Source organism: Pusillimonas sp. SM2304 (assembly GCF_031628915.1).
Taxonomy (GTDB): Bacteria; Pseudomonadota; Gammaproteobacteria; order Burkholderiales; family Burkholderiaceae_B; genus Pusillimonas_C.
Window position 1 is genome coordinate 304,400 of record NZ_JAVLUJ010000003.1, and the last position, 18,785, is coordinate 323,184.

Sequence of the window (18,785 nt, forward strand, 5' to 3'; positions counted from 1 at the left end):
GAGGGAAAGATCCCTCAGTTACGAACGACAACCAAAGATAATATATGCCACTAGTTGTGCCATACGCCAAGGTCAATGCGAAGTGTTCGCGCAAAAATATTGATGTGGTTGGCAGCAGAAACAGTATAGGCATTAAGGGGCTATTTCTACCTCCAGTACCCCGCATTATGAGTCCAACAGTCACATAATTGCATAAGTACACCAGTTTCATGCCGCCTTGTATCGGCAAAGTAGGCACATATAGATCGCGCAACATTGGGCGCCAAACCTCGTAGAAGTCTTCGGTGAAAGCGATGCCAATCAAACAAATCATAAATGAGACGAACAGAAGAATATAAACTCCTGGTGATTGAGCACTGCTGCATGGCGAACGATCAGTGGCAACCCCCAATAGCATGGTAAATGCGAGGAAGATTTGCAGCACAATCATGGCTGACAGTACATTAAGCGGAGCAATCGGATCCATCGCATGACAAAGTGAGTTGATGTCCTTACGATTATTACATATTGTAATTACCCGCACTCAACTCAGTGGCAAGCCCTAGCCTGAGGACACTGCCGGCAGTAAAGTGACTCCCCTTCTTCTACGTATCTCACAAGCCGGCGCGCAAGTGGTATCGATCTCAGCATCCGACTGCCACTCACAAGGGTTTCTGGGCTACGGCGCAGTAATTACCAGGCACGGTGCCGCATCCGCTGGCGAGCGCGATCACGGACAGCATCATCGTCCAGCGAGTCAATTTCAGCACGAGCTTCACGGGCATCCTCCATCCTTTGATATCAACCTTTACCTGGGCGGCCTGGGCTGCTTGTTTGCCAGCCGCCTTGCCAGACTGGCGTATGGCCAGCACCGTAGCGAACGCTGCGACCATGGCGGCGCGAGAGGCCTACACACAGACGCCTGAAGGTTCGCTACGTCCGGCAGAGCATCGAGGTCGAGGATATTCGCAAGCACGTCCAGGCCTGCAAGCAGTGCACCCGGCTGGCACTCACATGGAATGATCGCGTTTCCTTTGTGCTGGATGACGGCCTGAATATTTCCGCACTGGACGTTCTGAAGGAAGGCCGGGACGGCACTGCTCAGAACGAAGACGAACAGTTCGAATCCGATTTCACGCTCATGACGGGTGATCTCGCGCAGCTACTCGCTGGCCTGGTAGAAGCACTGGGCGGCGAGAAGGTGCCATAACAACATCCCGCTTCTGTAGGCTAATCGGTCTTAAAGACCAAAGGCGACGGAACTCCATCATCGCTGATGCGATCCACGATGCTCACCACATGTTGAGACGCCCTCATAGCCTGCTCAAGCGTATGAAATGAGACCGCAGTTTCTAGCGGAAAAATCTGTGCTTCACGCGACCCATCAACCGGCCTCGTATGTACGGACGCTCGCGGCGACCCGTTTACACCGTGCTGCTCTGCGGTAGCCCAGATATGGAATCCATTTATTACTTTGTGTGGCATAACCATCTCCGTTTGAGATAGCCGCAATCATACATTTTCCCCACCACCATGAGCAGTTCTTACAATCTGACTCTGCCAAATCATTGAAGCATGACGTTCCAGCTATATGACAAATTACCTCGTGCGCTATCTACATTTATCACGCATGCCTGCGCAGTCCCCGGCAGTCTATCGGCGATGGCAACGGCTTGCACCAAAAACATTTTTGAAGACGACAGAGTATTGGCTATCTCCGGGTAGACCACACCAACTCGCTCTATATCAATCGACTTAATAGAGTTAAGCACGCCAGTAAGTTGCTCCACGATTGTCGATTCTCCATTCCTGAAACAAGAATTCGGTGTAAACGCCTGGATTTGCGCTTTGACTCTTGTAAGCTCAACGTGGGCCGCAAGCAGCACATCGACTACTGACTTTGCATAACGCCGAGCGCCAGCCAGCTCTTTCCTCTTCTCGCTCAAATGATTAAAGAGAGCTATCAGTACGGCACCCACTGCGGCCCCGACGGTTCCAAAGGCGGTAGCTATATTCCACCAATGCTCTTTGCCCCATGCATCAACCCAGCCAGGGAAAGTGGCGATTAACCACCCGCCAACTAGGCCGACAGCAAGCAACACCAACCTATCTAGTTTCTCCATAGCTCCCTCCTCTTATCAGAGGGAATCATACCTTTTCATCCACCACGGAGCCCGGGATCCAATAAGCCCTGGGGTTGAATTGTGCCTATCGAACGCTACAGTCATTTCATCGAAAGCAAGCGCCACACTACCGGGCAGCATGGTTTTGCGCCTGTCTGGATATGACGTCGCACCCAAGCAGGTGCGGCTCATGATGGAGCTGACATATCGGACACTACAGCGCCCTGAAAGCGATATTTGGACTGGACACCGGCCATCGTGCGCAACAAGGGTGCCGGCAAGGTATTGCGCATCGAGCAAAATAAAACCGGGTGCGTTCTGGAAATCGATCTATCCGGGCAACTGTTGAATCTTGTCGACTTGGCGATTGGCGACATCCCGGTGCTGCGGCGCCCCATCGTTCACACGCGCAAGGGGGAGCCATATACGCACACTGGAATCGACGCGATGTTGCGCAGGGCCCAGGCCAAGGCAAAAAAGAAGTTGCCCACCTTGCTTCCATTTGGGTTCCGGGATCTGAAAGGCAAAGGCGCGACCGATATGTGGCTGTCTGACGAGCCCATCGAGCGGATCCAGGCATTGTGTGGCCACAAGGATAAAGCCACGACAGAAATCTACGTCAAGAGCAGGTGGCGGGAATTAGTTGCCCCAAACAGCCTAAAAATCGGTGCGTGGTAACTGCTGGATATGCGACAGCGTCTCATATCGCGGCACATAAAACAAAAAGGCCAACCCCGAAGAAGTGGCCTAAGTGCTTGATTTTACTGGTGGGCTGTGACAGGCTCGAACTGTCGACCTACGGATTAAGAGTCCGCTGCTCTACCAACTGAGCTAACAGCCCATCGCTGCAAAGAAAAAGATTCTAACGCGAAAACCTTGCATTCGACAAGAAAAACATACAGAAAATCTGAAATAGAACTACAGAAAACCACAGGTGCGCAGCGGCTGCGGCCGCCGGGCACTGGGCACAGGGCAGATCAGATTTTTTTTGCCAGTTCAGCCGCAAGGCCAATATAGCTGCGCGGCGTCATGGCCAGCAGGCGCGCCTTGGGCTCGGCAGGCAGGTCCAGCCCGCTGATGAATTCAGTCAGGCCTTCGCGGTTGATGCCCCTGCCCCGCGTCAGCGCTTTCAGTTGTTCGTAGGGCTGGGGCAAACCGTAGCGGCGCATCACGGTTTGTACGGGCTCGGCCAGCACTTCCCAGCATGAATCGATGTCTTCGTCGATGGCGGCGGCATTGAGCTCGAGCTTATGCAGGCCGCGCAGGCAAGCATCGTAGGACACGGCGCAATAGCCGAATGCCACGCCCAGGTTGCGCAGCACGGTCGAGTCGGTCAGGTCGCGTTGCCAGCGCGAGATGGGTAGTTTCTCGGACAGGTGGCGCAGCAAGGCATTGGCCAGCCCCAGATTGCCTTCGGAGTTTTCGAAATCGATGGGGTTGACCTTGTGCGGCATCGTCGACGAGCCCACCTCGCCTTCCTTGAGCCGCTGCTTGAAGTAGCCCAGCGAGATGTATCCCCATATATCGCGGTTCAGATCGAGCAAAATGGTATTGGCGCGCGCGACGGCGTCGAACAGCGCCGCCATCCAGTCATGCGGCTCGATCTGTATGGAATAAGGGTTTTGCGTCAGGCCCAGGCTGGACAGCACGCCCGCACTGAAAGCGGGCCAGTCTATTTCGGGGTAGGCCGACAAATGGGCGTTGTAGTTGCCCGTCGCGCCGTTCATCTTGGCCAGGGGCTCCACGGCCTGGATGGCGGCAATGGCGCGGTCCAGGCGCGCCGCCACGTTGGCAAATTCCTTGCCCAGCGTCGTGGGGCTGGCGGGCTGGCCATGCGTGCGCGACAGCAGGGGCTGGTCGGCAAACTGGCGGGCCAGGGTCTTCAGATGGTCGCACAGCTCGGTCAGGCGCGGAACAATAAACTGGGCGCGCGCGCGCGTCAGCATCAGCGCATGCGACGTGTTGTTGATGTCTTCAGAAGTGCAGGCAAAGTGGATGAACTCGGCGGCGGCGGCCAGCTCGGCATTGCCCGCCACACGCTCTTTGAGCCAGTATTCAACGGCCTTGACGTCGTGGTTGGTGGTTTTTTCAATCTCCTTGATGCGTGCGGCATCGCTTTCAGAGAAATCGGCAACCAAGGCTTTAAGGGCGGCCTTTGCATCGGCCGTGAACGCGGGAAGCTCGGCCAGGCCGGCGTCCGACAAGCCCAGCAACCAGGCGACCTCGACTTCGACCCGGTGCGCCATGAAGGCCGCTTCCGACAGTGTTTCGCGTAGCGGCTGGCCTTTTGCGGCGTAACGGCCGTCCAGGGGCGACAAGGCGTTCAAATGGCTAAGTTGGGGGGCTATTTGCATGACTGCTCACATGAAGAAAAATCACCCGGAATTCTACCATCCGCAGGCCATTCGGCCCTGGACGCAAGCCGGCCGCCCCACGCAAGGCATTCTTGTAATTAGGCGCCCATTACCCGAATTTAGACAAAAAGTCACACCCGGTTCGGCGAAATAAGCATATAAACGACACATTCCTCTGTTATCGGCGGAAGAAGCGGTTTTGTCTACCTCTGACGGCGAATAAGACCGGCTATCCTGCTATACTTTTTTGGCCTGCAACTTCCTGAATTTGCCATGAAACTTATTGGTTCGCTCACGAGTCCTTACGTTCGCAAAGTACGCGTCGTGATGGCTGAAAAGAAACTCGAATATGAGTTCGTAGTCGAAGATGTGTGGGCCGCAAGCACAAGCATACAAGCGCACAACCCCTTGGGGAAAGTGCCCTGTCTGCTGATGGATGATAACGGCAGCCTGTTCGACTCCCGAGTGATCGTTGAGTATCTGGACACCCTGTCGCCCGTCGGCCGCCTGATTCCCCAGCCAGGGCGCGACCGCGCCGCCACCAAATGCTGGGAAGCCATTGCTGATGGCGTGCTCGACGCCGCCGTGGCGATCAATATCGAAGTGAACCGACGCGCCGCAGAGCTGCGCAGTCAGGACTGGATCGACCGCCAGCACAAGAAGATTGCCGCCGCCCTGGACTCCATGGACAAAAGCCTGGACGACCAACCCTTCTGCATGGGCGTCAATTTCAGCCTGGCCGATGTGGCCGTAGGCTGCGCGCTGGGCTATCTTGATTTGCGCTTTCCCGAACTTAACTGGCGCAGCAAGTACGCAAACCTGCAGCGGCTTGACGAAAAGCTGCAGGCGCGGCCTTCGTTTATAGCCACCTTGCCTCCCCAAGGCTGACAACAGCCAATGCAATAAAAAAACCGGGCCTGCCCGGTTTTTTTTCGTCTATTGCCGTCCCACAGCAGCCCACCGAAGCGTTTTGCCACTGCGATTCACTAGATTTGTCACGATAGGGACAATATCCAATATGTGGATATTTTATAAGCATGTATTGACCTGAGCTTTCTCTATCCCTGTAATCCAGTCTTAGCACCGTTGAATAATAAAAATAATACGGTGTCTGGCTTCCACACTCATCTTAGACAAATATCCATTATATGGATTTAATTGAATTGCAACTGCCAAGCAATACAACTGGAGACAAGCATGAATCAACCTCTCCGCGCACCAGAGCCGCTCGGTCGTTATGCCGTAGGGCGGGATCCTCTAGAGTTCGCCAAAGGTGCAAGCGCTGGGAACCTCATCTTCTTGAACGGGCTCCTTCCCGACTTATCCGCCCTGGATACAGACAGCACACTGCTGGGCACTACCCGCGCGACGGAAGAAGCAACGTCCCTATGGCGCCAAGCGGCGGCGTTACTGGATAGCGGCGATTCCGGAGTCGACCGTATCGTGCGTGCCGATCAGTTTTTCCCTGACTGGAGAGCGGTTCCATTTTTTCATCAGTTACGCAGGCAGCACTGCCCGGTAAGCGCGCCCAGCACCTCCCTGTTGGCGACCGGGCTGGCGCAACCTGACGCGTCCATGTCCATGGATCTTATCGCCGCCACTAACCAGGCCGGTCCCATTGAAACGCTATATCCCGACAAGCTGGATATCCCTGCCACATCAGCCTTCGCACCCGTCGCAAAAGTGGGAGGATGGGTGTTCGTGGCCGGTTTCATGGCCGCGCATGGGCCGGGCGATCTCGATGGCATCGCGGATTCGGCCAAAGTGCCCGAAGGGCACTTATGGAAAGGCAATCGCATCCAGTTGGAAACTGAATATCTGATTCGAAATAAGCTCATTCCCGCGCTCGCTGCCGCAGGGCTGTCGCTGCGTCATGTAAAGAAGGCGACGATTGGCTTGTCGGACTTGGACGATTTGCCCGCCATGAATCAAGTATGGGTCAATGCCTTCGAAGGTTGCCCACCCGCGACAACCATTATTCCCACGGCCAACCCCGGCTTCGCCATTACCGATGCACGCATAGAAATCAATCTGATCGCCCATGAAGGCGAGCCAACGATGGGCCTGCCACCGCCGGCCGATTGCCTGGGAGCTTATGGCCCCGGCTACCCTGCGGCAGTTCGCATCGGCGATTTTCTGGCCTTCTCCGGAGCGGTAGCGGTTCAGAACGGCCAAGCGGTCGGCGCCGCCCAATCCCGGCAGTCCGGTCATCGCACTAGCTTGGTGGAAGAGCAGGCCGCCTGGTTGATCGAGTTGTTCGCGGCTTTGTGCGAAGCCCACGGCACAAGCTTGCGCCATGTCGTCAGGATCAGCCAAATACATACCGATATGCGTGATTTCCTGCCCGCTTGCCGCGCCTGGCAGCGCGCGCTGCCGGGCATCGCCTTACCTATCGCAGGCATGCAAGCGCCCCGCCTGCCCGTGGACAACGCCGTTGTACAAGCTGAAATCTGGGTTTATGCCCCGTGAATCAGACCCCCACACCAACAAGGAGAAGACAATGAAATTCAGCCCCCCTCTTAATCTTAAAATTGCCGGCCTCGCATTGGTCCTGGGAGCACTTCCGGCGACACCCGCCAGTGCGGCCAGCCAGAGCGAGTCCTGGCCCGACCAGGCCATACGACTTATCGTGCCATTCGGGCCTGGAGGCGGTTCCGACGTGGTCGGGCGGATTCTGGCGCAGCACCTGGCGCCTCGACTGGGCCAGTCGGTCGTCGTAGAAAACCGCGCTGGCGCCGGGGGCAGTATCGGCGCCGCTCAAGTGGCTCGCGCGACGCCCGACGGCTATACCTTGCTATTGGGCTCCAGTTCGGAGATCGTGCAATATCCAGCCGTCAACCCTAAAGTCTCGTACGATGCACTCAAGGATTTCTCCCCAGTAAGCCAGGTGGCCACTGTGCCGTTGGTCGTCGCGACAAGTCCATCTATTAACGCCGATACCATGCCCCAGCTGCTCGAATATGCAAGGAGCCATCCAGATACCGCCAACTATGGGTCGGCTGGCGTGGGCTCGTCCACTCATCTTGCCATGGCTCTGTTTTTGTCGAAGTCCGGCATCAACATGAACCATGTGCCCTATAAGGGCAGCGCCGCCGTGGTGACCGACCTGATGGGAGGTACGCTGCACGCTGCCATGCCCACACTGTCTGCCGTTTTGCCGCATCGGGACAGTGACCGCATCAAGCTGTTGGCGGTCTCCACCAAGGACCGCAGCCCCCTGCTACCCGAGCTGCCTGGCATGACGGAGGCGGGCATCGCCGATTACGACATCAGCCTCTGGACGGGCATTCTGGCCCCGCAAGGCACGCCGCCAGCCATTATCGAAAAGCTGAATAAAGAAGTGAACGCCGTCTTGGAATTAGCCGAGGTGAAACAAGCGTTGACGAATCAGGGAGCCCAAGCCGGCGGAAGCACTTCCGATCAGTTTGCCCAGAAGATCGGCGATGAAGCCGAATTATGGAAAGGCGTGGTGAAGAGTTCGGGTATTACGCTGGAATGAGACACGGTGCTTGAACCGGCCGGAAAGCGTTCATGCACTTTTCGGCCGGTTCGCCCACGCCGACGGCAGGCTAGCGCCGGTACAGCAAGCCGGCGAGCCGGTCGACCTCGGTGCGCAATACAGGCAAAAGCTCTGCCTGCCGTTGCGGCGTCATGCGGCTGGTTGTCGCGGCCACGGTCAGGGCCGCCGCAGGCGAGCCGAACTGCGTGACCACGGCCAGGCCCATGGCGGTAACGCCGGGCACGGCCATTTCGCCGATGCTGGCGTAGCCCAATTCCCGGCTGCGCGCGACCAGCCGGCGGATGTCGGCCTCGTCGCAATTGCCGTATACGCCGAGCCGCGTAGCCACCGCGGCCAGAATCGTGTCGATCTCGGACGAAGACAGGGCCAGCAGCATGGCGAGCCCCCCGGCATTGACACCCAACGGCTGCCTGCTGCCTACCGTGACCACCGGCGTCTGGATGGAATAATGCCCCAGCACGCGATCAATGCAGACGGCATCGTTACCCCGGCGAATGAACAGGAACGCAGTGTCGCCGCTGGCCTCGGCCAGCCTGCGCAAAGACGGCGCGCTCATTTCCAGCAAATTGAACTGCGGCGCGGCCGCGATGCCCAGTTCAAACGCCAGGGGGCCCAGGCGGTAGCGCCGGGTATCGGCGTCGCGCTCTACCATCTGTTCCGCCTGCAAGGCTTTCAGCATCCGATGGGTCGTAGGCTGCTGCAAGCCGCACAGTTCGGCCACCTCGACAAATCGCAGGCCGGACTCCTGGTATTCGGCCAACACCTTGAGCACATCGACCAGGCGGCGGATGGCCTGGGTGCCCGGCACGGCTGCCCGTCCGGCGGGCCCAGCTTCAAATAAATTATCCATATTATGGAAGTATATAGAATAGTCGTTGACACTGCCAAAGCGGATATCTAGATTGAAGGTATTGATTCAATGCAATCTTGCGGTTTCTTACACGGCCACTTAACGATATCCATATTATGAACATAAATTCCTCTTCAACCCCAGCCGAACGGCTACCTTATTCAGCCATCATCGATCGCCCTGCTTTGGCCAGGCCAGACAACGCGCGCATTATCGTTTGGCCTATCGTCAATGTGGAACACTGGGATATTGCCCGCCCCATGGCCCGCCAAGTATTGCCGGCCCCAACCGGCGTTACGCCTTTTCCCGATGTGCCCAATTGGGCCTGGCATGAATATGGCATGCGGGTGGGGTTCTGGCGCATGAAGGCCCTGTTCGACAAACTGGGGGTCGCGCCGACGCTTTCCATCAACGGCATGGTGTGCGCCAGCTACCCCAGGGTTGCCCAGGCGGCGCATGACGCCGGCTGGGAGTTCATGGGGCACGGCTATATCCAGATGCCCACGCACGCGGTGGACGACCAGGCCGCGATGATCGCCAAAACAGTGGAAGCCATACGCGATTTCACGGGCAATGCACCCGTTGGCTGGCTGTGCCCGGGCCTGACGGAAACGCTGGACAGCGTCGACCTGCTCCACGCGGCCGGCATACGGTATATCGGCGACTGGGTGCTGGACGACGAACCGTGCCGCCTGAAGACCGCCACTGGCCCCATGGTGGCCATGCCGTATTCCGTGGAACTCAACGACGTTCCCATGATGGCGGTCCAGCATCATCGCTCCGAGGAGTTCTACACACGCGTGCGCGACAGCTTCGACCGCCTGTATATGGAAGGCGAAGAACGCGTCCGGGTCATGGCGATCGCCGTCCATCCCTTCCTCAGCGGCGTCCCGCATCGCATCAAGCACCTTGAGGATGCGCTGAATTACATCGCCGGCCACGACGGCGTCCGTTTCATGACCGGCAAACAGATTCTGGAATGGTACGACCAGGCCAGCCCCGCCCAAGCCGGCACCGCCGCTGTTCAACGTTAAGGAAAGCCAAGGCATGCAAAAAACCTTTTATCCCCAGCAGCGCAACATGCGCCTGTTATCTCAAGACACCCTGGGCGGATTCGGCGGCGTAGGCGAGGGCATCGCCATGCAATGCCTGCCGGACGGGCGGCGCGTTCTATGGCTGGCACACGAAGGCGCGCCCAAGAACTTCACGGCGGTCGACGTCTCCGACCCTCGCCGCCCACGCGTCCTGGTCCAGACCGATCTTCCCCATGCCCATGTGCGGTCGAACTCCCTGGAAGTCAGCGGCAACCTCATGGCGGTGGCCTATCAGGTCAGCCAGCCAGGCCTGGCCCCCGCCGGTTTCGACCTCTTCGACATCAGCCAGCCCGAGAAACCCAGGCTGCTGTCTCACTTTGACGCTTCGGCCCCCCACTCCCGAGGCGCGCACTGCCTGTGGTTCGTGGATGGCCAGACCGTCCATATGGCCTGCGGCGATCCGGAACTGGTCCCACGCAACCCCAAGGACGACCAGGTTTATCGTATTGTCGACGTCAGCAATCCGACCGCGCCCAAGGCCATAGGACGCTGGCACATGCCCGGCACCATGGAAGGCGATGACGCGCCGCCCCCCACGCGTCTTGCCCCGGAGTTCGACTCGGGCTTCCGCGCCCACAACACCAACGTCTACCCCCAGCGCCCGGACCGCTGCTACCTGGGCTATCTGGACGGCGGCGCCTTCATCATGGACATATCGGACCTGAGCAATCCCAAGCCGATCTCGCGCTTCATGAACTCGCCGCCCTTCAAGGGCTTCACGCATACCGCGCTACCGCTGTTCGGACGCAATCTGATGGTGGTCAGCGATGAAACCGTGCAAGACAACGCCGCGGACTGGCCCAAGTTGGTCTGGCTCGTCGACATCAGCGACGAAAAACATCCGATCAGCATCGCCACGCTGCCCATGCCGCCGGTGGACATACACAAACAGCGGGGCGGCCGCTACGGCGCGCACAACGTGCACGAAAACACACCCGTCCCGGGCTCCTGGAAGTCAGAGGACATGCTCGTATGCTCGTACTTCAACGGCGGCATACGGGCTTATGACATCCGCGATCCGTACAGCCCGCAGGAAGTGGCCTACTTCGTGCCCGAAGCGCCCGCGGGTTCGCCCGCCGGGTCCATACAGTTCAACGACGTGTTCGTCGACGACCGCGGCATCGTGTTCGCCGTGGACCGCCATGCGGGCGGACTGTATGCCATCGAGATGACGGTGTAGCATGCGGACGGATACGCGCACGCCCGTTATCGTCGTATCGGGCTTTCTGGGCAGCGGCAAGACCACCCTGCTCAAGAAAGTGCTGGCCACGCCCGAGCTGTCCAACTCCATGCTCATCGTCAACGAGATCGGCGAAATCGGCATCGACCACCAGTTGCTGGAGCGCTCCGACGACAACACGGTGCTGCTCGATAACGGCTGCATGTGCTGCCAACTGCGCGGCGACCTGCAGGCGTTGCTGGTCGATCTGGGCATGCGCCGGTATCGCGGGGAATTGCCCAGCTTTGACCGCGTCATCATCGAGACCAGCGGCCTGGCCGAACCCGGACCCATCGCTCAAACGCTGTATGGCGACGGCCCGCTGGCGCGCGATTACCGCCTTGCCCATGTCGTGACCCTGATCGACCCGATCAACACGCAGGCGCGCCAGGCGGCGCAGGCCATCGCAGACGCCCAGATCGCAGCCGCGGACCTGATCGTCCTAAGCAAGTCCGATCTGGCTACGCCAGCCCAGGCCGATGCGGCATGGGCCTGGGCACGCGCCATCAACAGCTATGCCAGCGGCATCACCGCCGTACGGGGCGATCTCGACATCGCCCTGCTGGCCGATGCCACGCCATTCAATCATCCGGCCTTTCTGGCGGACCCTGGCGACGGCCTGTTCGGCGATATTGCCGCCCTCAGGCAAGCCGGCACGCCCGGCGAGCCGCCCCGCGATGACAGTTCCTTGCCGGACGGGACGGGCGCCTACCTGGCCCGGCAGCGTTCCATCCATCCCGCCGGCATCGCCAACTTTGCATTGCGCTTTGACACGCCGCTGAACCGCGGCTTGTTCGATCTATTCATGTCCACCCTGTTGCAACTGCGGGGCCAGGACCTGCTGCGCGTCAAAGGCATCGTCTACTTCGAAGGCGAGCGCCAGGCCCAACTGATCCAGGGCGTATGCCATGTCTATGACCGCCCCGTGGCGCTGGAACGCGATCCCGGCGGCGACCGGCAATCGACCCTGGTTTTCATCGCGCGCAACCTTGCGCGCGAACAGATCGAAGGCTACTGGCAGTCCCTGCAGGCGCTCGCTGAATAAGCCCATTTCCTTTTTTTTTCATAGCCATAACCGGAGACACACATGTTAAAACTCGCACGATTTTCCCGACTCTCGCTGTGCGCCCTGGCGCTGGCGGCCAGTCCCGTACTGGCGCAGAGCGCTTACCCGACGCAACCCATACGCATGGTCGTTGGCTTTCCTCCCGGCGGCATCTCGGACGTGGTGGCGCGCGCGGTTGCCAGCGAAGCATCCGTCGAGCTGGGGCAGACCATTGTGGTGGAAAACCGCCCAGGCGCCGGCACGACCATTGCGTCGGATGTCGTGGCGCGCGCCAAGGCCGACGGCTATACGCTGCTGTTCCAGGACCTGACCACGCACGCGATCAACGCCAGCCTTTACAAGAAGCTGCCCTACGACACCATCAAAGACTTCACCCCCGTGGCCATGGTGTCGTCCACGCCCTTGCTGCTGGTCATCAATGCAAGCTCGCCGGTCAAGACCGTTCAGGAACTGAATAGCCGCATACACGAAAAACCGGACACGTATTTCTATGGCTCATCCGGGAACGGCACCATCATCCATCTGGCCAGCGAAATGATGAACAAGGCGGTCAAGAACAATATCGTTCATATCCCCTATAAGGGAAGCGCTCCACTGGTCGCCTCCATTATTTCCGGCGATATCGAATACGCGTTCAGCAGCATGCCCCCCGCCATCACCCAGGTCAACGCCGGCAAGCTGCGGGCGCTGGCCGTCAGCACGCCCGACCGCGTCAGCGCACTGCCCGATGTGCCCACCATACGCGAAGCGGGCGTACCCGCCGCCGAACTCACTTTATATAGCGGTGTACTGGGACCAGCGGGCATGCCCGACGAGATCGTGGCCCGCCTGAACGAGGCCTTCGGCAAAGCCGTCCAAAGCCCGAAAGTCATCCAGACCTTTCGCAATCTGGGCGCCGAGCCCCTGAACGCGCCGCCCGCAGAGATTGCGCAACTGCTGCAGTCGGAAATATCCCGCTACGGCAAGGTCGTCCAGGAAACCGGCATCACCATAGACTAGCCGGGCCAACCCGCATCAAGGCAAGGGACGCCGCCATGCGGCGCGTCCTCCGACACAACACTCATCCATACAGAATCCACAGCATGTCCAAGCCCAAGCTTATCGTCATCTCCACCGGCGGCACCATCACCATGACCAGCGGCCAGGGGTCGAAAGGCATTGCGCCTACGCTCACCGCCGCCGATCTCCTGAACGCCGTCCCGCAAATTGGGCAGCAAGCCGATATCGAAGCCTTGACCTTCAGCAGCATGCCGGGCGCCTCGCTGGCGACCAGCCAGATCGCGGAGCTTGCGCACCTGATTCAGCAGCGGTTCGACGGCGGCATCGACGGCGCCATTGTCATTCAAGGCACCGATACCATCGAGGAAACCGCCTTTCTGCTCGATATGCTCGTTGCCGACAGGAAGCCCGTCATCGTCACGGGCGCCATGCGCGGGGCGCAGGCGGCCGGCGCGGACGGCCCCGCCAATCTGCTCGCGTCGGTCATTGTGGCGGGCTCGCCCCAGGCCGCCGGCCGCGGCACCCTGGTCGTACTGAACGACGAGGTGCATGCCGCCGCCTTTGTCAAAAAGGGGCATACCGGCCTGACTTCTTCTTTTATCTCTCCCAATGCCGGGCGCCTGGGCTTGGTCAGCGAGCAGCGTGCCCTGTTTACCTCGTCGTCGGGCATGCCGCGCTTGGCGCTATCCCGGCCCGGCGCCTGGCCGGATATCGCCATCGTTAAGGCCTGCCTGGGCGATGATGGCCGAATGCTCGATGCCTTGCCCGGGCTGGGTTACGCCGGGGTGGTCGTCGAAGCGATGGGCGCGGGGCATGTGCCGCAGTGCTGGGCGCCCAGGCTGTCCGGGCTGGCGGCAAAGATGCCGGTGGTGCTTGCCGTGCGCACCCCCGGCGGACCCGTGTTCACGAACACCTACGGGTTTCCGGGCTCGGAAATCGACCTGGCCGGCCGGGGCTTGATCCCGGCAGGCTTGCTCGACGCATTGAAGGCACGCTTGCTGCTGGGCGCACTGATGGGGAACAATGAAACGGTCGAGGCCATACGCCATCAATTCATGCGTTTCAGCAATCTGCAAGCTTGAGACTGCTTCAAGCGGCAGAATGTGTCATGATACCGCTGCTTGTTATTCCGTTGCCTGGCAACATTTGCCAGGCGTATTCTTTTACGGCGTAAGCGTCCGGTCGCTCCGGCGCTCTGCCCATCTCGCATAAGCTCATGAACAGTTTTCACATCATCGAACTACTTCTACTTGGAATCGGCAGCGGTTTCCTGGCCGGGTTGCTTGGCATAGGCGGAGGCATGGTTCTTGTACCCTTCCTGACCTTCATGTTCTCGTCGCAAGGCGTAGACAGCGAGCTGGCGGTCAAAATGGCGATTGCCACTTCCATGGCAGTCATCATTTTTACATCCATCTCCAGCGTTCGGGCCCACCATAAACGCGGCGCGGTGCGCTGGGATATCGTACGCAAGCTGGCGCCGGGCATTGTCATCGGCAGCATGATAGGCAGCGTAGGCGTGTTCTCTATCCTCAAGGGCGCCTATCTGGCCATTTTCTTCGGCATATTCGTTGCCTTTTCGGCCACGCAAATGTTTCTGGACAAGAAGCCGCCCCCCACACGCCAGATGCCGGGCACCGGCGGCCAACTGCTCGCGGGCGGCGTCATCGGCTTTTTCTCGGGCCTGGTCGGCGCGGGCGGCGGTTTTATCAGCGTACCCTTCATGGCCTGGTGCAACGTCGCGATCCATACGGCGGTGGCCACCAGCGCCGCACTGGGCTTTCCCATCGCGGTCGCCAATGTGGCGGGCTATATTGTTTCGGGCATGTCGGTCACCGGCTTGCCCAGCGGCTCGTTCGGCTATATCTCTTTGCCTGCCCTGGGTTTGATTGCGATAGCCAGTATTTTCACCGCGCCTTTAGGGGCCAAGGCGGCCCACGGCCTGCCCGTCAAGAAGCTCAAGCGTGTTTTTGCCATCATGCTGTACGCCCTGGCCATCTATATGTTCCTGAAAGGCATCAACGCCTGATCAGCGTGCGCAGGCTTTAGGCGATGATGCCGCCGCCCAGGCAGACGTCGCCCTGGTACAGCACGGCGGACTGCCCCGGCGTCACTGCCCATTGATTTTCGGTGAACGACAAAGAAAAGCCGTCTGCGGCAGCGCCCTCCAGGCGGCAGGCCGAATCGGCCTGCCTGTAGCGCGTCTTGGCCGAATACTCGCCCGGGTCGGGTGCACAGCCCGCCACCCAGCTGGCATCCAGCGCCTGCAAGCTTCGGCCCAGCAACCAGGGATGATCATGCCCCTGCACCACATATAAGGTGTTGCTGGCCAGATCCTTGCGGGCCGTATACCAGGCGTCGGCGGTGCCGTCGTCCCGCTGGCGGCCTTTGACGCCGCCTATGCCCAGGCCCTTGCGCTGGCCCAGTGTGTAGAACGACAAGCCCTGGTGCTGGCCGACGACCACGCCTTCAGGCGTTTTGATGGGACCGGGATGGGTGGGCAGATAGCGGTTCAGAAACTCGCGAAAAGGCCTTTCGCCGATGAAGCAGATGCCGGTCGAATCCTTTTTGGCGGCATTGGGCAATTGCAGCGACTGCGCAATGCGCCGGACTTCCGTCTTGGGGATTTCACCCAGCGGGAACAGGGTATGCGCCAGTTGGTTCTGGTTGAGCCGGTGCAGAAAATAGCTTTGGTCCTTGGTCAGGTCCAGCGCCTTGAGCAACTGATGTTGCCGGCCGTTCGGGGTGTCCACAGCGCGCACCCGCGCATAATGCCCCGTGGCGATATGATCCGCCCCCAGCGACATGGCGTGGTCCAGGAAGGCTTTGAACTTGATCTCGGCGTTGCACAGGACATCGGGATTGGGGGTGCGGCCGGCGGAGTATTCACGCAGGAAGTCGGCAAAAACCCGGTCCTTGTATTCAGCGGCAAAGTTGACGGCCTCGATATCGACGCCGATCAGGTCGGCCACACTGGCCGCATCCAGCCAGTCTTGCCGCGTTGAGCAGTACTCGGAGTCGTCATCGTCTTCCCAGTTTTTCATGAAAAGACCCAATACATCGTAGCCCTGCTCTTTCAGCAGCCACGCGGCCACTGAAGAGTCGACTCCGCCCGACATGCCGATGACGACGCGTCCTTTTGTTGCTGATGCTTTAACCATGCCGGGTATTTTATTCGCTTTCGCGTTCAAAGGTTGCCGCCGGTGAACGCGCCCGCCGGACACGGCCCTGCGCAAATCCTGCTATTGCAGGGCCTCGTCCACGACCTCTATCCAGTGGCGCACGGGCGTTGCGGTACCGCTTTGCAAATGCGTAATGCAGCCGATGTTCGAGGAAACGATGTAATCGGGCTGGGCCGCATGGATGGCATCGAGCTTGCGCGTGCGCAGGGACTTGGACAGCTCAGGCTGGGTGACGGAATAGGTGCCGGCCGAGCCGCAGCACAAATGCGACTCCGAGAACGGCTGCAGATTGAACCCCAGCTCATCCAGCAAGTTTTCGCTGACGCCGCGCAGGCCCTGCCAATGCTGCAAGGTGCACGGAGGATGGAAAGCCGTGCGCTCGGGCAATCCGCCCAGCCTGGCCTTCAGTTCCGCGCTATGAGGCGCAACGATCTCGGCCACGTCGCGCACCTTGTCCACCAGCCGCAAGGCCTTGGCGACGTAGTCGGCGTCATGGCGCAAATGGTGTGCATATTCCTTGACCATGCCGCCGCAGCCCGACGCATTCATGATGACGGCCTCGGCTTCCCCGCTGTCCAGCAGGGGCAGCCATGCATCGATATTGGCTCGCATCTGGTCCAGCGCGGCCTCTTGGGCATCCAGGTGGAAATTGATGGCGCCGCAGCACCCCGCCCCCGGCACGACCCGCGTGCCGATGCCCAAGGCATCCAGGACGCGGATGGTCGCCGCATCGATGGTGGGCATCATGGCGGGCTGCACGCAGCCGGCCAGCATGATCACTTGGCGCGGATGACGGGCCCCGTCGACAGGCAATTGGCCAAGGGGCCGGGCTTGCGGCACCTTGTTGCGAAGCACCTCGGGCAGCATCGGGCGCAACAGGCGCCCCAGCGACATGGCCGGCCCGAACAGCGGCGAATTGAGTGCATGGCGCAATACGCTGCGCAACAAACGTTGCGACACTGGGCGTTCGACCCGTTGATCGACCAGATCGCGTCCAATGTCGACAAGCGCCCCGTATTGAACGCCGGACGGACAGGTGGTTTCGCAGTTCCGGCAAGTCAGGCAGCGATCCAGATGTTTCTGTGTGGCTTCCGTCGGCTCGGCGCCCTCGAGCACCTGCTTGATCAGGTAGATGCGGCCGCGCGGGCTATCGCGCTCGTCGCCCAGTACCTGATAGGTGGGACAGGTTGCCAGGCAGAACCCGCAATGGACGCAGCGGCGCAGGATTTCATCGGCATCTTTGCCTGGATTGGTGTCACGCGCCCAAGAAGCTAGATTTGTTTGCACGATGTGCCCTTAAAAGTCTGGAAACAGGCGATTGGGATTAAAAATGCCTACGGGATCAAGCTCTTGCTTTAACCGGCGGTTGATATTCTTCAAACCGGGAGCCAAGGGATGGAACACGGGCACATCAGGCGCCTTGTCGTCGAAACGATAAAGCGTCGCATGCCCGCCCTGCCGCCCGACGCCATCGCGCAAATCAGCCGCCGGCGCCCCGCCCGACAGCCAGCGCAGGCCGCCGTTCCATTCAATCAGAGTCGGCCCCTTCTGCAGCGCCGGGGTTTGCGGCGGCACCGCGACACGCCATAATGGCCGGGCCTGAAAGAAGGGGTGGGTCTGATCGCGCAAGCTGTCCCAGAACGACTGCGCTTCCCCGTCGGCCATGGCTTCGCCGCCAATTTTCCGGGCGCCGCTCAGCACGGCGGGCTCGCTGCCCGACACCCTGACATACAGCGCCCCTGCCTGTCCTTCAGGCTCCGCCACCCAGGCCGTGCCGGTGATCGGTATTGGCTGGCCCCGCCATTGGCCGAACAGCTCAAGCGCCTGGGCTTCGCTGGCTTCCAGCCTGAACGTCCGTTCCTGGAAAGGTTTGGGCACCACCTTGATCGACACCTCGATCAGGGCGCCGAATATCCCCATGGAGCCGGCCAGCAGGCGCGACACATCGTAGCCGGCCACGTTCTTCATGACCTCGCCGCCAAAATTGAGCACCATGCCGGAGGAATCCAGCAACTTTGCGCCCAGGACGAAATCACGCAGGCTGCCCGCCGCCATGCGCCGGGGCCCGGACAAGCCGCTGGCGACACTGCCGCCTATCGTGGAGGCCGGCCCGAACCGCGGCGGCTCGAAGGCCAGCATCTGATTCTGTTCGTCCAGCGCTTTTTCGATGTCGCTGAGCAAGGTGCCCGCCCTGACGGTCATGACGAGTTCGGACGGCTGATAGTTGACGATGCCGTTGCATACCGACATATCAAGGATGGCGGTGTCGGGAATGGGACTGGGGCCGCCGGGCTCTCCGTAAAAACTTTTCGTGCCGCCGCCGCGGATATAAATGGGGCGCTCCGCGCCGCGGGCGGTCATGACCTGCTGACAAAGCTCGGATAATACGAAATCCATGCGCA

Annotated in this window: 17 protein-coding genes, 1 tRNA gene and 1 pseudogene; 11 read left to right on the plus strand and 8 right to left on the minus strand. The window is 60.0% G+C overall.

Annotation, left to right across the window (positions count from 1 at the left end):
- Positions 1-641 precede the first annotated feature (641 nt).
- Positions 642-872, minus strand: coding sequence for a hypothetical protein (locus RE432_RS16330; protein ID WP_310934583.1), 231 nt, complete (start codon positions 870-872; stop codon positions 642-644).
- A 26-nt stretch (positions 873-898) separates the two neighbouring features.
- Here RE432_RS16330 and rdgC point away from each other — a divergent pair.
- Positions 899-1,189, plus strand: a pseudogene (gene rdgC / locus RE432_RS16335) (recombination-associated protein RdgC); the annotation flags it as partial.
- A gap of 355 nt (positions 1,190-1,544) precedes the next feature.
- Here the strand turns inward: rdgC and RE432_RS16340 are convergent.
- Positions 1,545-2,102, minus strand: a complete 558-nt coding sequence (locus RE432_RS16340; RefSeq protein ID WP_310934584.1) for a hypothetical protein — start codon at positions 2,100-2,102, stop codon at positions 1,545-1,547.
- A 237-nt stretch (positions 2,103-2,339) separates the two neighbouring features.
- Between RE432_RS16340 and RE432_RS16345 the strand changes: the two genes are divergently transcribed.
- Positions 2,340-2,780 carry a tyrosine-type recombinase/integrase gene (locus tag RE432_RS16345; RefSeq protein ID WP_310934585.1) on the plus strand — a complete coding sequence of 147 codons (441 nt, stop codon included), beginning with the start codon at positions 2,340-2,342 and terminating at the stop codon, positions 2,778-2,780.
- 87 nt (positions 2,781-2,867) lie between these two features.
- Here the strand turns inward: RE432_RS16345 and RE432_RS16350 are convergent.
- Both RE432_RS16350 and purB read right to left on the minus strand, forming a co-directional pair.
- Positions 2,868-2,943: transfer RNA gene (locus RE432_RS16350), tRNA-Lys, on the minus strand.
- Positions 2,944-3,079: 136 nt separating this feature from the next.
- Positions 3,080-4,456: an adenylosuccinate lyase gene (gene purB, locus RE432_RS16355; RefSeq protein ID WP_310934586.1), complete on the minus strand. Its 1,377-nt coding sequence runs from the start codon at positions 4,454-4,456 to the stop codon at positions 3,080-3,082.
- Positions 4,457-4,729: 273 nt separating this feature from the next.
- Between purB and RE432_RS16360 the strand changes: the two genes are divergently transcribed.
- The 3 genes from RE432_RS16360 to RE432_RS16370 all read left to right on the plus strand — a co-directional run bounded on the left by RE432_RS16360 (position 4,730) and on the right by RE432_RS16370 (position 7,955).
- The gene (locus RE432_RS16360) at positions 4,730-5,344 is read left to right on the plus strand and encodes a glutathione S-transferase N-terminal domain-containing protein (protein ID WP_310934587.1); all 615 of its coding nucleotides are present in this window, start codon (positions 4,730-4,732) and stop codon (positions 5,342-5,344) included.
- A 309-nt stretch (positions 5,345-5,653) separates the two neighbouring features.
- Positions 5,654-6,925, plus strand: coding sequence for a RidA family protein (locus RE432_RS16365; protein WP_310934588.1), 1,272 nt, complete (start codon positions 5,654-5,656; stop codon positions 6,923-6,925).
- Between the two features lie 31 nt (positions 6,926-6,956).
- On the plus strand, positions 6,957-7,955 hold the full coding sequence (locus RE432_RS16370; RefSeq protein WP_310934589.1) for a tripartite tricarboxylate transporter substrate binding protein: 999 nt from the start codon (positions 6,957-6,959) through the stop codon (positions 7,953-7,955).
- Between the two features lie 70 nt (positions 7,956-8,025).
- Here RE432_RS16370 and RE432_RS16375 read toward each other — a convergent pair whose 3' ends face one another.
- Positions 8,026-8,784: an IclR family transcriptional regulator gene (locus RE432_RS16375; protein ID WP_310934590.1), complete on the minus strand. Its 759-nt coding sequence runs from the start codon at positions 8,782-8,784 to the stop codon at positions 8,026-8,028.
- Between the two features lie 158 nt (positions 8,785-8,942).
- Between RE432_RS16375 and RE432_RS16380 the strand changes: the two genes are divergently transcribed.
- The 6 genes from RE432_RS16380 to RE432_RS16405 all read left to right on the plus strand — a co-directional run bounded on the left by RE432_RS16380 (position 8,943) and on the right by RE432_RS16405 (position 15,230).
- Complete coding sequence (locus RE432_RS16380) at positions 8,943-9,860, plus strand: polysaccharide deacetylase family protein (RefSeq protein ID WP_310934591.1); 918 nt, start codon at positions 8,943-8,945, stop codon at positions 9,858-9,860.
- Between the two features lie 13 nt (positions 9,861-9,873).
- Positions 9,874-11,100, plus strand: a complete 1,227-nt coding sequence (locus RE432_RS16385; RefSeq protein ID WP_310934592.1) for a hypothetical protein — start codon at positions 9,874-9,876, stop codon at positions 11,098-11,100.
- A gap of 1 nt (position 11,101) precedes the next feature.
- Complete coding sequence (locus RE432_RS16390; protein WP_310934593.1) at positions 11,102-12,184, plus strand: GTP-binding protein; 1,083 nt, start codon at positions 11,102-11,104, stop codon at positions 12,182-12,184.
- 42 nt (positions 12,185-12,226) lie between these two features.
- The gene (locus tag RE432_RS16395) at positions 12,227-13,204 is read left to right on the plus strand and encodes a tripartite tricarboxylate transporter substrate binding protein (protein ID WP_310934594.1); all 978 of its coding nucleotides are present in this window, start codon (positions 12,227-12,229) and stop codon (positions 13,202-13,204) included.
- Between the two features lie 83 nt (positions 13,205-13,287).
- Positions 13,288-14,286: an asparaginase gene (locus tag RE432_RS16400; RefSeq protein WP_310934595.1), complete on the plus strand. Its 999-nt coding sequence runs from the start codon at positions 13,288-13,290 to the stop codon at positions 14,284-14,286.
- A 134-nt stretch (positions 14,287-14,420) separates the two neighbouring features.
- The gene (locus tag RE432_RS16405) at positions 14,421-15,230 is read left to right on the plus strand and encodes a sulfite exporter TauE/SafE family protein (protein ID WP_310934596.1); all 810 of its coding nucleotides are present in this window, start codon (positions 14,421-14,423) and stop codon (positions 15,228-15,230) included.
- A gap of 16 nt (positions 15,231-15,246) precedes the next feature.
- On the opposite strand, the gene mnmA is transcribed toward RE432_RS16405, so the two are convergent.
- The 3 genes from mnmA to glcE form a co-directional block, all read right to left on the minus strand.
- On the minus strand, positions 15,247-16,362 hold the full coding sequence (gene mnmA / locus RE432_RS16410; RefSeq protein WP_310934597.1) for a tRNA 2-thiouridine(34) synthase MnmA: 1,116 nt from the start codon (positions 16,360-16,362) through the stop codon (positions 15,247-15,249).
- 81 nt (positions 16,363-16,443) lie between these two features.
- Positions 16,444-17,670 carry a glycolate oxidase subunit GlcF gene (glcF, locus tag RE432_RS16415; protein WP_310934598.1) on the minus strand — a complete coding sequence of 409 codons (1,227 nt, stop codon included), beginning with the start codon at positions 17,668-17,670 and terminating at the stop codon, positions 16,444-16,446.
- A gap of 9 nt (positions 17,671-17,679) precedes the next feature.
- The gene (gene glcE / locus RE432_RS16420; RefSeq protein WP_310934599.1) at positions 17,680-18,780 is read right to left on the minus strand and encodes a glycolate oxidase subunit GlcE; all 1,101 of its coding nucleotides are present in this window, start codon (positions 18,778-18,780) and stop codon (positions 17,680-17,682) included.
- Between the last annotated feature and the right edge of the window lie 5 nt (positions 18,781-18,785).